Annotated in this window: 15 protein-coding genes; 6 read left to right on the top strand and 9 right to left on the bottom strand. The window is 66.6% G+C overall.

The annotated features are described in order from the left end of the window. Positions 1-32: 32 nt before the first annotated feature. The 3 genes from FG486_RS07395 to FG486_RS07385 are packed head-to-tail and all read right to left on the bottom strand — an operon-like array spanning position 33 to position 2204. The gene (locus FG486_RS07395) at positions 33-833 is read right to left on the bottom strand and encodes an arylamine N-acetyltransferase family protein (protein ID WP_181267084.1); all 801 of its coding nucleotides are present in this window, start codon (positions 831-833) and stop codon (positions 33-35) included. Continuing rightward, on the bottom strand, positions 830-1261 hold the full coding sequence (locus FG486_RS07390) for a cupin domain-containing protein (protein ID WP_181267083.1): 432 nt from the start codon (positions 1259-1261) through the stop codon (positions 830-832). Before FG486_RS07390 ends, FG486_RS07395 begins: the two co-directional genes overlap by 4 nt. Positions 1262-1268: 7 nt before the next feature. Beyond that, the gene (locus FG486_RS07385) at positions 1269-2204 is read right to left on the bottom strand and encodes a ribose-phosphate pyrophosphokinase (RefSeq protein WP_137776192.1); all 936 of its coding nucleotides are present in this window, start codon (positions 2202-2204) and stop codon (positions 1269-1271) included. 147 nt (positions 2205-2351) lie between these two features. Between FG486_RS07385 and FG486_RS07380 the strand changes: the two genes are divergently transcribed. The 4 genes from FG486_RS07380 to gltX are packed head-to-tail and all read left to right on the top strand — an operon-like array spanning position 2352 to position 6048. After that, on the top strand, positions 2352-4007 hold the full coding sequence (locus tag FG486_RS07380; protein WP_181267082.1) for an NAD+ synthase: 1656 nt from the start codon (positions 2352-2354) through the stop codon (positions 4005-4007). A gap of 45 nt (positions 4008-4052) precedes the next feature. Then, entirely contained in the window at positions 4053-4313 is a 261-nt protein-coding gene (locus FG486_RS07375; RefSeq protein ID WP_066282584.1) for a type II toxin-antitoxin system Phd/YefM family antitoxin, read from the top strand. After that, on the top strand, positions 4310-4723 hold the full coding sequence (locus FG486_RS07370) for a type II toxin-antitoxin system VapC family toxin (RefSeq protein ID WP_137776193.1): 414 nt from the start codon (positions 4310-4312) through the stop codon (positions 4721-4723). The genes FG486_RS07375 and FG486_RS07370 overlap by 4 nt, the downstream gene beginning before the upstream one ends. After that, the gene (gene gltX, locus FG486_RS07365) at positions 4723-6048 is read left to right on the top strand and encodes a glutamate--tRNA ligase (protein ID WP_181267081.1); all 1326 of its coding nucleotides are present in this window, start codon (positions 4723-4725) and stop codon (positions 6046-6048) included. Before FG486_RS07370 ends, gltX begins: the two co-directional genes overlap by 1 nt. Positions 6049-6116: 68 nt before the next feature. Here the strand turns inward: gltX and dapD are convergent, their stop codons facing one another. From dapD to queG, 3 genes are read right to left on the bottom strand one after another with little or no spacing between them, the layout of a single operon-like run. Further along, positions 6117-6959 (bottom strand): 2,3,4,5-tetrahydropyridine-2,6-dicarboxylate N-succinyltransferase, encoded by an 843-nt coding sequence (gene dapD / locus FG486_RS07360; protein ID WP_181267080.1) that lies wholly within the window; start codon positions 6957-6959, stop codon positions 6117-6119. Continuing rightward, complete coding sequence (locus FG486_RS07355; RefSeq protein ID WP_066282605.1) at positions 6956-7630, bottom strand: pyrimidine 5'-nucleotidase; 675 nt, start codon at positions 7628-7630, stop codon at positions 6956-6958. The genes dapD and FG486_RS07355 overlap by 4 nt, the downstream gene beginning before the upstream one ends. A gap of 14 nt (positions 7631-7644) precedes the next feature. Next, on the bottom strand, positions 7645-8790 hold the full coding sequence (gene queG / locus FG486_RS07350; RefSeq protein WP_181267924.1) for a tRNA epoxyqueuosine(34) reductase QueG: 1146 nt from the start codon (positions 8788-8790) through the stop codon (positions 7645-7647). Between the two features lie 77 nt (positions 8791-8867). Here queG and FG486_RS07345 point away from each other — a divergent pair, with 77 nt between their 5' ends. Further along, on the top strand, positions 8868-9812 hold the full coding sequence (locus FG486_RS07345) for an ABC transporter ATP-binding protein (RefSeq protein WP_066282568.1): 945 nt from the start codon (positions 8868-8870) through the stop codon (positions 9810-9812). Next, positions 9805-10998, top strand: coding sequence for an ABC transporter permease (locus tag FG486_RS07340; RefSeq protein WP_241695655.1), 1194 nt, complete (start codon positions 9805-9807; stop codon positions 10996-10998). Before FG486_RS07345 ends, FG486_RS07340 begins: the two co-directional genes overlap by 8 nt. Before the next feature lie 57 nt (positions 10999-11055). Here the strand turns inward: FG486_RS07340 and phbB are convergent, their stop codons facing one another. The 3 genes from phbB to hflC all read right to left on the bottom strand — a co-directional run bounded on the left by phbB (position 11056) and on the right by hflC (position 14557). Beyond that, the gene (gene phbB, locus FG486_RS07335; RefSeq protein WP_066282596.1) at positions 11056-11778 is read right to left on the bottom strand and encodes an acetoacetyl-CoA reductase; all 723 of its coding nucleotides are present in this window, start codon (positions 11776-11778) and stop codon (positions 11056-11058) included. A gap of 267 nt (positions 11779-12045) precedes the next feature. Further along, positions 12046-13572: a Do family serine endopeptidase gene (locus FG486_RS07330; protein ID WP_171007843.1), complete on the bottom strand. Its 1527-nt coding sequence runs from the start codon at positions 13570-13572 to the stop codon at positions 12046-12048. A 145-nt stretch (positions 13573-13717) separates the two neighbouring features. Continuing rightward, positions 13718-14557 (bottom strand): protease modulator HflC, encoded by an 840-nt coding sequence (gene hflC, locus FG486_RS07325; protein ID WP_420542527.1) that lies wholly within the window; start codon positions 14555-14557, stop codon positions 13718-13720. Positions 14558-14568: the final 11 nt, after the last annotated feature.

Raw genomic sequence — 14568 nt, 5'->3', positions numbered from 1 at the left:
GCTGGCGGAGCGCTTGGCCAGAGGCGATGGCGTCAGAACAGGCCGAGCGCCGCCACCTCGGCGTCGGACAGCAGGATGCCGAATTCGTCCGCCAGCAGTGCGCGCATCGCGGCCGTACCGGCAATCGGCATCCGCTCGCTCTCCGCCCCGCGCTGGACGCTGAACTGGTCGTTGGTGATCGACTTGAGCCCGTCGCGCGTCACCTGGCTGACCAGCACGTTGCGGATGAAGCGCGATTCGGGCGAGGTCGCGGTCCAGTGGTTCGACATGGCCAGATCGGCAGGCTGGGCAAGCTCGTCGGTGAAGCTGTATTGCGGGCGGACCTCGCCGCCGAAATGCCGTTCGAGCATCCAGCCGAATGCGTCATCATGGCGCAGCCGGTGGACCGAACCGTCATTGCCCGCCGCCTCCGCGCCATCGGCCAGACGCATCGCGGGCACATGCCCGCCGCCAAAGCCCGCATCGGCGAGCCAGCGTTCACCCTCCAGCGACACGGCCAGTACGATGTGCGTGCGCGGCGGCACCGGGTCGCCCGGCTGCTGGCGGAACCAGACGCGGGCGAGCAGCGGATCGACTCGGAAGCCCAGCGCTTCGAGCCCGCGCTGGAACAGCGGGTTGAGCTCGAAGCAATAGCCGCCGCGCGTGCCGGAGAGCAGCTTGGCAGCAATCGCCTCGGGCGCGATATCCACCCCGCGCCCGAGCCGCGCATCGAGCGCATCATAGGGAATGGCGAGCCGCTGCGCCCAGAGCAACGCATCGAGCCCGGCGAGATCGGCCGCTGGCCGCTGCGCCAGCCCCAGCCGCGCGAGATACCGGCCGAGAAAGTCGCTCAATGCGCCCCGCCCGGCTGATCGGGCACGGCCACGCGCAGCGGCTGGCCATCGGGCACGACCCAGCTCGAAACCGCGCGCAGGCCTTTGGGCCCCGCCTTGCCCCAATGCACCGTGCCCGGCGCTATGCGCACGCCCTGACCGGGCATCAGCGTCATTTCGCCGAGCCCTTCGCGCACGATCACCGTGCTGCCGCCCAAAATGTAGAGAAATTCCTCGCCATGGTGATAATGGCGCGGGATCGGGGCATTGGCGGGAATGTTCAGATCGCCGGTCACCAGATGATGCCCCGGCGCGGCCTGGATCGGCCCGGACAGGACTTCGGTTATGCCGGGCGCGGACTGATAGACCGCGACACCCTGAGAACCGGGAGAAGCGCAAGCGCCGAGCCCCGCTGCCAGCGCGATCAGCACGGGCAGGCTCGGGCGCATCGGCCGATCAGTCGAACAGGCTGGAGACCGAGCTTTCGTCGGCGATGCGGCGGATCGCCTCGCCGATCAGCGCCGCCATCGGCAGGCTGCGGATACGGCTCGATTCGGTAACCGCCTCGGTCGCCTGGATCGAATCGGTGATCACCAGCTCTTTCAACGAGCTGTTGTTGACGCGTGCCACGGCGCCGCCCGAGAGCACGCCGTGCGTCACATAGCTGACCACATCGACCGCGCCCGCATCCTTGAGCGCCTGGGCCGCGTTGCACAGGGTGCCGCCCGAGTCGACGATATCATCGATCAGGATGCAGAAGCGCCCCTCGACATTGCCGATGATGTTCATCACTTCCGATTCGCCCGGGCGCTCGCGGCGCTTGTCGACGATCGCCAGCGGCGCGTTGTCGAGGCGCTTGGCGAGCGCACGCGCGCGCACCACGCCACCCACGTCGGGCGAGACGACCATCAGCTTGTGCTCACCGAACCGCGCCTGGATGTCCGCCGCCATCACCGGCGCGGCATAGAGGTTGTCGGTGGGGATATCGAAAAAGCCCTGGATCTGCCCGGCGTGGAGATCGACCGACAGCACGCGGTCGGCGCCTGCCACGGTGATGAGGTTGGCGACCAGCTTGGCCGAGATCGGGGTGCGCGGCCCCGGCTTGCGGTCTTGCCGGGCATAGCCGAAATAGGGGATCACCGCGGTGATGCGCCGCGCCGAAGCCCGTTTCAGCGCATCGATGCAGATCAGCAGTTCCATCAGATTGTCGTTGGCGGGATAGCCGGTCGACTGGATGACGAACACATCCTCGCCGCGCACATTCTCGTGAATCTCGACGAAGATTTCCTCGTCGGCAAAGCGGCGCACGCTGGCATCGGTCAGCGGCATTTCCAGATAGGCGGCGATGGAACGCGCCAGCGGCAGATTGCTGTTGCCGGAAAGGATTTTCATGTGGCTTCCCCGTTGCCTTGATCGCGCCCGCCTTAGCCAGATGGTCCGCAAACCGGAAGATGAAACTTTGATGAAATGCAGGCGGCGGCTCGCCCCTTCCCATCAAAAGCTGTTGCCGCTCCCCTGGCCAGCCCCTATCCCGCAGCCATGACCGACCGGCTTATCATCACGCTTGTCCAGTGCAGGCAGACCATGGGCGATCTGGCACGCAATGCCGATGCGATGCTGCAGGCGCGCGCCGAGGCGCAGGATTGCGACCTTGTCGTCTTTCCCGAGTTGCAGCTGATCGGCTATCCGCCCGAAGACCTGGTGCTGAAACCGGCGCTGATCGCCCGCGCGCAGGAGCAGCTCGAGCGGCTCGCAGCGGCCACGGCCGATGGCGGTCCGGCCATGCTGGTGGGCAGCGTCTTCCAGCGCGAGGGCGCGCTGTACAACGGAATCGCGCTGCTCGACGGCGGGCAGATCGCGGCGGTGCGGCTGAAGCACGAGCTGCCGAACTATGGCACGTTCGACGAGAAGCGGCTGTTCGCCTCGGCCCCGCTGCAATCACCGGTGCCGTTCCGCGGCGTGCTGCTGGGCCTGCCGCTGTGCGAGGACATCTGGTTCCCCAGGGTATGCGGCCATCTGAAGGCGATGGGGGCTGAGCTGCTGATCGCGCCGCATGGCAGCCCTTACGAGATCGAGAAGGACGACCGCCGCCTGCACAATGTCGCCCGCGCCCGCGTCGCCGAAACCGGGCTGCCGCTGGTGTTCCTCAACCGTATCGGCGGGCAGGACGAGCTCGTGTTCGATGGCGCGTCGTTCGTGCTCAACGCCGATGGATCGCTGGCCCATCAGCTGCCCGACTGGGAGGCCGCGACGGTGCGCACCGAATGGACGCGCACGCAGAGCGGCTGGCATTGCGCGCCGGGCGAAATCCATGCGCTCGATCCGTTCCCGCAGGATGTCTATCACGCGATGATCGTGGGCTTGCGCGATTACGTGAATTCCAATGGCTTTCCCGGCGTGGTGCTGGGCCTGTCAGGCGGCATCGACAGCGCGCTGTCTGCCGCCGTCGCAGTCGATGCACTGGGCGCGGACCGCGTCTGGTGCGTGATGCTGCCCAGCCGTTATACGAGCCAGGCAAGCCTCGACGATGCCGCCGAATGCGCACGGCTGCTCGGCTGTCGGCTCGACACGATCGGAATCGCGCCGGCGGTCGATGCCTTCGATGCGATGCTTGCCCCCAGCTTTGCCGGGCGCGATCCCGACCTCGCCGAAGAGAATATCCAGTCGCGTATCCGCGCGGTCACGCTGATGGGGCTGAGCAACAAGTTCGGCCCGATGCTGCTCACCACCGGCAACAAGAGCGAGATGAGCGTCGGCTATGCCACCATCTATGGCGACATGTCGGGCGGTTATAATGTGCTGAAAGACGCGTACAAGCTGACGGTGTTCGACCTGTCGCGCTGGCGCAACGCCAACAAGCCGCCGCTGGGCCTTGGCCCCGATGGCCCGGTCATGCCCGAAAGCGTCATCACCAAGCCGCCGAGCGCCGAACTGCGCCCCGACCAGCGCGACGACGACAGCCTGCCGCCCTATGAAATCCTCGACCCGATCCTGCACGGCCTGGTCGAGGAGGAACTGAGCGTCGCCGAGATCGTCGCGCGCGGCTTTGACGAGGCGACCGTCGCGCGGATCGAACGATTGCTCTACCTCGCCGAATACAAGCGCCGCCAGGCCCCGCCGGGGGTGAAGCTGGGCATCCGCAATTTCGGCCGCGACCGGCGCTATCCGATCACCAACCGGTTCCGGACGGCGTAGACGCCGCGCCGATTTTCGGCTAGAATTCTGGCCGAAAGGAATCTTATGCGCCACGTGCCCGTCGCCATCTTCAAGGACAAGGTGTCCGAATTCATCGCAGCTGCCGAGCAGGGTGATGAGATCGTCATCACGCGTCACGGCAAGGCCGCTGCCAAGCTGGTGCCGATCATCGATCAGGATGAGGTCGAGGAGCGCGGGCGCAAGGCCTGGGAGGCTCTCGCGCAATTGCGCGAAGAATTACGCGCAGAGGGCAAGACGGCGACGATCGAGGAGATGATCGCCTGGAAGAACGAGGGTCGGCGTTGAAGCTTTGCGTCATCGACGCAAGCGTCGTCGGCCCGATGATCCTCCCAGACGAAGCCCCCGACATTCCGCCGCAACTTATGCCTGTGATGGTCGAGGGGCGCGCGCTGGTTCCCCAACACTGGCGGCTTGAGGTTTTGAACCTTGGCCGTACGGCCCTGCGCCGGAAGCGAATCGATGCCCAAAGGCTCGAAAGAGCACTGAGCATCCTCTCCGACTACCGCATCCATCTGGACGACGGCACGAACCGGCATGCATGGGGGGCGTGCATGGAACTGGCGGCACGTCATGATCTGACCGCCTATGATGCGGCCTATCTGGAGCTTGCCATCCGGGCAGAAGCGCCGTTGATGACTCTCGACAAGGCGCTGGCTAAGGCCGCACGCCACGAAAAGCTGGAATTGATTGCATAATGACCATCACCCGTTTCGCCCCGTCCCCCACCGGGCATCTGCATATCGGCAATATCCGCACCGCGCTGCACAACTGGATGTGGGCGAAGAAGACCGGCGGCACGTTCATCCTGCGCATCGACGATACCGATGCCGAGCGCAGCCGCGAGGAATATGTCACCGGCATCCGCGCCGATCTTGCCTGGCTGGGGCTCTCGCCCGATGCCGAATATCGCCAGTCCGAGCGCAGCGCGCTGTACGAGGCGGCGTTCGAGCGACTGCGCGACGCGGGCCGGGTCTATCCGTGCTACGAGACCGCGCAGGAGCTCGACCTCAAGCGCAAGATCGCGCTCGGGCGCGGCCTGCCCCCGGTGTACGACCGCGCCGCGCTGAACCTCAGCTACGCCGAGCGCGCCGATCTGGAGGCGCAGGGGCTGAAACCGCACTGGCGGTTCAAGCTTGACCATGACGAAGCCATCGCCTGGGACGACCTGGTCCGCGGACCCCAGAGATTCGAGGCTACGAGCCTATCCGATCCCGTCATCCGCCGCGCCGATGGCAGCTGGCTCTACATGCTCCCTTCCGCGATCGATGACGTCGATATGGGCATCACGCATGTCGTGCGCGGCGAGGACCATGTGTCGAACACCGCCGTCCAGCTGCAGATGTTCACCGCTTTGGGCAGCACGCCGCCGCGCTTCGCGCACGAGGCGTTGCTGACCGGCGCGGAGGGCAAGCTCTCGAAGCGGCTCGGCTCGCTGGGCGTGGGCGAGCTGCGCGCAAAGCACATCTTGCCGCAGGCGATCGTCGCGCTGCTCGCGCGGCTGGGCACCTCGGACCCGGTCGAGCCGCTGCATGATCGCGCCGCGCTGCTCGAGACGTTCGATTTCGCGCGCTTCGGCCGCGCGCCCGCGCGCTTTGCCGAGGAGGATCTGGAGCGGATCAACCGCCAGCTCGTCCACAGCGCCGATCATGCTCTGGTCGCCGACCAGCTCCCGCCGGAGATCGACGAGGCGATCTGGCATGCGATTCGCCCCAATATCGCGCATCTGGGCGAGGTCGGCGATTACTGGCGGATCATCACCGGGCCGGTCGATGCGCCCGCGCCCGAGCCGGAGGACGCTGCCTATCTGGCCGAGGCGCGCAGCGTTCTGGAAGGTCTTGAATTCGGCCCCACGGTCTGGAAGGACTGGACCGAGGCCTTGAAAGCGAGCACCGGACGCAAGGGCAAGACGCTGTTCCTGCCGCTGCGCCGCGCGCTCACCGGCATGGACCATGGCCCCGACATGGCGGAGCTGCTGCCGCTGATCGGCAAGGATCGGGCGCTCGAGCGTCTGGGGGGATAGCTTGGCTTTTTGGTCCCTCGACTTGAGCCAAAGGGCCAAGTCGAGGGACGTATGCGCCGCCCGGCCAATCAGCTGCGCAGCAGCTCGTTGATGCCCGTCTTGGAGCGGGTCTGCGCGTCCACGGTCTTGACGATCACCGCGCAATAGAGCGAGGGGCCCGGCGTGCCATCGGGCAGCGGCTTGCCGGGCATCGCGCCGGGCACGACCACCGCATAGGGCGGCACCTTGCCGTAATGCACCTCGCCGGTGGCGCGATCGACGATCTTGGTCGACGCACCCAGATACACGCCCATCGAGAGCACCGCGCCCTCGCCGACGATCACGCCCTCGGCCACTTCCGACCGCGCGCCGATGAAGCAATTGTCCTCGATGATCACCGGTCCGGCCTGGAGCGGTTCGAGCACGCCGCCGATGCCGACGCCGCCCGAGATGTGCACGTTGCGACCGATCTGCGCGCAGCTGCCGACGGTGGCCCAGGTATCGACCATCGTGCCTTCGCCGACATGCGCACCGATATTGACGAAGCTGGGCATCAGCACCGCGTCCTTGGCGATGAACGCACCGCGGCGTGCCACGGCACCGGGAACAGCGCGGAATCCTGCCGCCTTGAATTCGTCCGCGCTCCAGCCGTCGAACTTGCTCGGCACCTTGTCCCACCAGCTCGCGCCGCCCGGCGCGCCGCTGATCAGGTCCATCGGGTTCAAGCGGAACGAGAGCAGCACCGCCTTCTTGAGCCACTGGTTGACCTGCCAGCCGCCCTGACCATCGGGCTCGGCGACGCGCGCCGCACCGCTGTCGAGCAGGTTCAGCGCTTCTGCCACATCGGCGCGCACGGGGCTGTCGGCGCCGGTGTCGAGGCTGTCGCGGCCATCCCAGGCGGCTTCGATACGGGCTTGCAGGGTATCGGTCATGCAGAAGTCTCCTCGGTCAGCGCCGCGAGCCACTCGCCCAGCGCGGTAATTTCATGGTCGATATAGTCGTGATCGTGCTCGTGATTGCCGCCGTCCGAGCCGTTGTTCATCCACACCGTGGTCATGCCGAGCTGCTTGGCGGGCCTGAGGTTGCGCGCCAGATCGTCGACAAACAGGGCCGACGCCGGATCGATGTCGAGCGCATCGACCAGGCTCGCATAGGCGGCGGCATCGGGCTTGGGCCGGTATTGCGTCGCGTGAATGTCGTGGATCGCCTCGAACTGGTCCACGAGCCCCAGCCGGTCGAGCACGCGCGACGCATATTTTACATCGCCATTGGTGAAGATGAGCTTGCGCCCCGGCAGCCGAGACAGGCCCTGCGCGGTGATCGAGCAGGGCGAAACGCGGCCCATGTCGATATCGTGCACATAATCGAGGAAATGGTGCGGATCGACGCCATGGTCGAGCATGAGACCCGCCAGCGTCGTGCCGTGCCGGTAGTAATAATCCTTCTGGATGCGCCGGGCCTCGACCAGATCGACCTTCATCAGCTCGGACACATATTGCCCCATGCGCTCGTCGATCAGCGCGAACAGGTCGGTCTCCGCCGGGTAGAGCGTGTTGTCCAGATCGAAGATCCAGGTGCGGACATGATCGAAGGGCGGGCGCATGATGGCCAAAGCGCCTAGACCGGCTGAGGCGCATCGGCAAGCCGCCATTCGGCCTGCACGGACGGATCGGATTCGCTCGCTGCCCGGTTGGCGCGTTCCGCCATCGCCCGCGCCGGATCGAGCCGCCCCAGTGCCCAGACCGCCGCGCCGCGCACCACCGGATCGGGATCATCGAGCAGCGCGGTGACCGGCGCGACCAGCGCCGCATCGCCGCTATTGCCCGCCGCGACAGCCGCATTGCGTACCATCCGCCCGCGCCCGCTGCGCTTGATCGGTGAGCCCGAGAACAGCGCGCGGAAACCGGCATCGTCGAGTGCCAGCAGATCGGCGAGCGACGGCGCAACCAGCTCGGCGCGCGGCAGGAAGGCCCGGTTGCGGTGCGCGGCATCGGCGAACTTGTTCCACGGGCAGACCGCGAGGCAATCGTCGCAGCCGTACACATGGTTGCCGATGCCTTCGCGCAGCTCGAGCGGAATCGGCCCGGCATGCTCGATCGTCAGATACGAGATGCAGCGACGGGCATCGAGCCGATAGGGCGCCGGAAACGCATCGGTCGGGCACACCGTCTGGCAGGCGGTGCACGATCCGCAGCGGTCGCGCCCCGCGCCGCTCGGCGCGAGCTCGAGCGTGGTATAGACCGCGCCGAGGAACAGCCAGCTGCCATGGCTGCGGCTGACCAGGTTGGTATGCTTGCCCTGCCAGCCGAGGCCCGCGGCCATCGCGAGCGGCTTTTCCATCACCGGCGCGGTATCGACGAACACCTTCACTTGAACGTCATCCGCCTGCTCGACGATCCAGCGCGCCAGCGCCTTGAGCGCGGACTTGACCGTCTTGTGATAGTCGCCGCCTTGCGCATAGACCGAGATGCGCGCGCGATCGGGATGCTCGGCCAGCGCGAACGGATCGCGTCCCGGCGCATAGCTCATCCCTAGCATGATCACCGAGCGCACATCGCTCCACAGCACCTTCGGCTCGGCGCGCTGGTCGGCGCGTCCTTCCATCCACAGCATGTCGCCATGGCATCCACCCTCGAGCCATTGCTGGAAGCGCGCGGCATTCTCGGGGCCGAGCGTCGCGGGCGCAAAGCCGCAATCGGCAAAGCCCAGCTTCGCCGCTTCCGCCGCTATTTCCGCCTCAAGGTTTCGCTTGCCGCTCGCCATGCTCATCCGCTACCCGATTGGCGGGCCGCAACCAAGTGCGACGGCCCGCCGGAGAGACGCTTGAGCAAGGATCGCCCGTGACCGCCAACGCCATCGAAGCGCATGGCCTCGTCAAAATTTTCGGGCGGCAGCGCGCGGTGGACGGGGTGGACCTGACCGTTCCCGCCGGCAGCATCTTCGGCATTCTCGGCCCCAATGGTGCAGGCAAGACCACGACGCTGCGCATGTTGCTCGGCATTGTCGATCCCGACGAGGGGACGCGCACCCTGCTCGGCACCGATCATCCGCTCGATGTCGCGCGGCGGGTCGGCTATCTGCCCGAGGAGCGCGGGCTCTACCCTTCGATGAAGGCCTATGACGCCATCGCCTTCATGGGCGCGCTGCGCGGGCTGCCGCTCGCCGAGGGGCGCAAGCGCGGCCGCGCGATGCTCGAGGAGCATGGCCTGGGCAAGGCGGCGGACAAGGAGGTGCGCACGCTCTCCAAGGGCATGGCGCAGACGGTGCAACTGCTCGGCACTCTGGTGCACGATCCCGAGCTGATCGTGCTCGACGAGCCGTTTTCCGGGCTCGACGCGCTCAACCAGGCCAAGCTCGAACGGATGATCCGCGCCCAGGCTGCCCGCGGGGTCACCGTGATCTTCTCCACGCACGTCATCGCGCATGCCGAGCGGCTGTGCGAGCGCATCGCGATCATCGCCGGCGGCAAGGTGCCCTTTGCCGGATCGGTATCCGAAGCCCGCGACCGGCTGCGCCCGCAGGTGCGGCTGGAGACGCGCGCGCTCGACGGGCCTTGGCGCGCGGCGCTGCCCGCCGATGCGGTGCCTGAGGGGCATTTCTGGCATTTCACCTTGCCCGAGACCGGGGTCGAGCCGCTGCTGCGCGCGCTGATCGAGGGCGAGGCCGGCATCCAGTCGCTGTCGATCGAGCGGCCCGGGCTGCACGATGCCTTTGTCGCCATCGCCGGGGCCGATGCCGCACGCCAGCTCGAGGAAGACCAGCAGCAGGAGAGCGCCGATGCCTGAATTGCTCCGCGCCTCCTGGGTGATCGCCCGGCGCGACTTTGCCGCGATCATCTTTTCCAAGGCGTTCTTCTTCTTCCTCCTGGGCCCGATCTTCCCGCTCGCGATCGGCATCGCGGCGGGCAGCATCGGCGGGCAGGTCGCGCGCGACATCGACAAGAACAGCTTCGCGCTGGTGATGGATGCGGCCGACAGCGCCGCCGCGCTCAAGGCGCGCACCAGCCTGGCAAAGCAGCTGGGCGAACAGCGCGTGCCGGTGCTGGTCGCGGTCCAGACCGACGCTCCCGACAGCGTGATCAGATCGGGCGAGGATACGCGCTATCTGGGCGTGCTCACCGGGAGCCTGGCCGAGCCGAGGCTGATCGGCACGAAGGACGAGGTCGAGCGGTGGAAAGGCCCGCTCGAACTGCTGGTCGAGCGCGCGCGCGAAGGCGATAGCGCCGCCCCGGCGCGGATCGCGACGCGGCTGGTCACCGAAAGCAGCGGCTCGGTCGAGCAGGGCCGGCTGGTCACCGCGCAGGTCGGCCAAGCGCTGCTGGTGCTGCTCACCATGCTGCTCGCAGGGATGGTGCTGTCCAACCTGGTCGAGGAAAAGACCAACAAGATCATCGAGATTCTTGCCGCGGCAGTGCCGATCGACGCGATCTTCCTCGGCAAGCTGTTCGCGATGCTGGGCATGGCGATGATCGGCATTGCCTGCTGGACCTCGCTCGCGTTCGTCGCGATCCTGCTCGCGGCCAATGGCCTGCCGCCATTGCCGATGCCCGCGATCGGCTGGCCCACCTTCCTGGCTTTGGGCGTCGCCTATTTCGCCATGGCCTATCTGCTTCTCGGCTCGCTGTTCCTCGGCATCGGATCGATGGCGAGCACAGTGCGCGAGGTACAGACATTGTCGATGCCCGCGACCATGGGCCAGCTGGTGTTCTTCTTCCTCGCCTCGTTCTCGGTCACCCGGCTGGGCGAGCCGATCGAGCTGGTCGCGGCGATCTTCCCGTTCAGCTCGCCCTTCGCGATGCTGGCGCGCGCGGCGCAGCAGGAACTGCTGTGGCAGCACTTGCTCGCGCTTGGCTGGCAGGCCTTCTGGGTGCTGCTGCTGATCCGCTTCGGGGCAAAGCTGTTCCGCCGCAACGTGCTCAAATCGGGCGGCGGCAAGCGCGGGCTGATCGCAGGGATGTTCGCGCGCAACTGACGCAAAAAGGGCCGCGACGGCATCCCGGCGCGGCCCCTTTGCTGGTTGCTAGCCAAATCAGTACATGTGCTGGCCGCCGTTGATCGACAGCGTCGATCCGGTGATGAACGCGGCCTCTTCGGCGGTCAGGAACACAACGCCGCGCGCGATTTCCTCAGCCTGGCCAAGCCGTCCGACCGGGATCTGCGCGACGATCTTGTCCATCACGTTCTGCGGAATGGTCGAGAGCATTTCGGTCGCGATATAGCCCGGCGCGATCGCGTTCGCGGTGACGCCATATTTCGCGCCTTCCATCGCCAGCGACTTGGTGAAGCCGTGGATGCCCGACTTGGCGGCGGCATAGTTGACCTGGCCGATCTGCCCGCCCTGGCCGTTGACCGAGCCGATATTGACGATGCGACCCCAGCCACGCGTGCGCATGCCGGGGAAGCACGCCTTGGCCATGTTGAAACAGCCGGACAGGTCGACGCGAATCACTTCGTCCCACTGTTCCCAGGTCATCTTCATCATCGTGGCATCACGGGTGATGCCGGCGTTGTTGACCAGGATGTCGACCGGGCCATGATCCGCCTCGATCCTGGCGACCGCGTCCATGCTCTGCTGGTGATCGCCCACATCCCATTTCTGCACCGCGATTCCGGTGCGATCGGAAAAGGCCTTTGCCGCCTCGTCATTGCCGCCATAGCTGGCGATGACATGCGCGCCGGCATCCTTGAGCGCCAGGCTGATCGCCTCGCCAATGCCGCGCGTCCCGCCAGTCACGATTGCGATACGGCCCATCTTCATCCTCCTCCATAGCCCGGAAATCGGTGCATTCGCGGCCACACTAGGAAGGCGTCGCGCGCAAGACAAGTTGACGCGGACGGGAAGTGTTGGGGCTTTTATCGTCATTCCCGCGAACGCGGGAATGACGCTTGGCGCTCGCTGGTTCATATGAAAGCGGGACCCCCCCTTCGCGGGGGTGACGAGAAATGGGGAGGAAGGCCGAACGCAAAAAGGGCGGCACCTTGCGGCACCGCCCCTTTGGTTCGACGATCGATCCCGCCGTTACTTGGTGCGCAGGCGCACAGGCAGGAACTGCGGCTGGCCGGTGCGGCGCTGGACGCGCAGCAGCACCGCCTCGCGATTGGCCGAACGTGCCTCGGCGATCACGCGGTCGACCTCGGCCGAGGTGGCGACCGGGCGGTTGTTGATCGAGAGGATCACGTCGCCCCGGCGAATGCCCTTGGTAGCGGCATCGCCCGACGGATCGACCGCCGCGACGACCACGCCCTTGAGCTCGGGCGGCACGCCGATCTGGCGCGCGATCTGCGGGGTCAGTTCGGTCACAGCCATGCCCAGCGCCTGGCGGGTGGCGGTTTCGCTGTCCTGTTCGTCCTGGTCGGAGAAGTCTTCCGCCGCTTCGGGGTTGAAGGTCTGCGCGGCGAGCTCTTCCTCGCTCGGACGGCGGCCCACGGTGGCGTTGAGCGTCAGCCGCTCGCCATTGCGGATGACGACGACGGGGATGCGCTTGCCCGGCGCGGTGTTGGCGACGATGAACGACAGCGTCTGGTCGGGGGTAACATCCTTGCCATCGACCGAGACGACCACGTCGCCCGCCTTGATGCCAGCCTTTTCGGCGGCTTCACCCGGCTCGACGCGCTGGACGAATTCGCCACGGCGCTTGGGCAGGCCGAGCGATGCGGCGAGATCATCGGTCAGCGGGTTGATGCCGATGCCGAGATAGCCGCGCTCGATCGCCGAACCGCTGCGCAGCTTCTCGACGATGGGCGCTGCGACCTCTGCGGGAATCGCGAAGCCGATGCCGACGCTGCCGCCGGTGGGCGAGATGATCGCGTTGTTGATGCCGATGACATTGCCGTTGAGGTCGAACATCGGGCCGCCCGAATTGCCGCGGTTGATCGCGGCGTCGGTCTGCAGATAGCGGTCATAGGCGCCGCCCTGGCCGGTGTTGCGATAGACCGCCGAGATGATGCCCGAGGTCACCGTGCCGCCGAGGCCGAACGGGTTGCCGATCGCGATGATCCAGTCGCCGACGCGGGTCTTGGTCGAATCGCCGAAGCGCACGAACGGGAAGGGCTTGGTGCCGCTGATCTTGAGCACCGCGAGGTCGGACTGCGGATCGCGGCCGATCAGCCGGGCGGGATATTCGGTGCCGTCGGGCATGGTCACGGTGATCGATTCGACCGAGGCATTGCCTTCGGCGGCGATCACGTGGTTGTTGGTGACGACATAGCCATCGGCCGAGATGATGAAGCCCGATCCCAGCGACTGCGCCTCGCGGGTGCCGCCGCCACCGCCTTCGGGTGCGCCGAAAAGGCCGCCGAACGGGGTTCCGGCAAACGGGTTGTTGGGCACGCGCACGCGCTGGCGCGTCGAGATGTTGACCACCGCGGGCTGCAACTGCTCGGTCAGATCGGCAAAGCTCATCGGCGCGCCGGGACGGGGGGCTGCGGCGAGCATCGCGCTCTGGTCGTTCTGCGCCACCTGCGCGCCCAGCGGCTGGCCCGTCGCCAGAACGATCGCGCTGCCACCCAGCAAAAGGGCCGACGTCACTGCATAGGCATATCGCACGTACAAATCCTCTTCATCTACAAGAAGCGACCATCGGCGTGCCCCAGAACGCCGGAAAACCGGCACACGCCATGGCAATATTCGGTTTGCAATCCGCGCCTGAACGCAGATTGAATGATGGGCGCGGATTCACGCGCCCAGGCTCTTATCGGTTCCCCCGACCCTGAAATTCCCGCAGATATTCGTTGTTCGGCGACAGGATGATCGAGGTTTCGCCCGATCCTCCCAGGAACGTCCGCTCATAGCTCTGCATCGCGCGGTAGAATTCATAGAAGGACGCATCCTTGCCGAAGCTGTTGGCGTAGGTACGCGATGCGGATGCATCGGCCTCGGCCCGGATGATCTGGGCGTTCTTCTGGCCCTGCGCCGTGATCGTGCGCGCTTCCTGCTCGCGTGCGGTGCGCATGCGCTGGAACGCGCTCTGCAGCGGCGTGCCCTGCGGCAGGTCGGCGCGCTTGATCTGCACGTCGACGATCTGCGCGCCGTATTGCGCCGCAATGCGATCAAGCCCAGCCTGGATGCGGTCCATGATGCCGCCGCGTTCGGGGCTCAGCAAGGCGGCGAACTGGCGCTTGCCGAGCTCGTTACGCAGCGCCGAACCCAGGATCGGGCGGAGCTCCGCCGCGACGCGCTCGACGCTTCCGGCCGAGACGTACATGCGCTCGGGATCGACGATGCGGAAGCGGGCATAGGCGTCGACCTCGAGCCGCAGCTGGTCGGTGGATAGCACCTGCTGCTGCTCCATCTCGACCGCGATCACCCGCTTGTCGACCCATACGATCTGTTCGGCAAACGGAATGCGGGCGATCAGGCCCGCGCCGGTCTTCCCGAATTCCTCATTGTCGCGATAGACATTGAAGGTACGCACCGGCTGACCGAAGCGGACGATCACCGCCTGCTTGGTTTCGGGCACGATCGCGACCGAGCTGGCGATGACGATCAGCACCAGGGCGAGAAGGCCCAGCAGCAGCATGGGGCGTTGCATCAGGCCGTTCA

This window comes from Blastomonas ursincola, assembly GCF_013607875.1.
Lineage (GTDB): Bacteria > Pseudomonadota > Alphaproteobacteria > Sphingomonadales > Sphingomonadaceae > Blastomonas > Blastomonas ursincola.
This window is presented reverse-complemented; position numbering and strand designations above follow the sequence as displayed.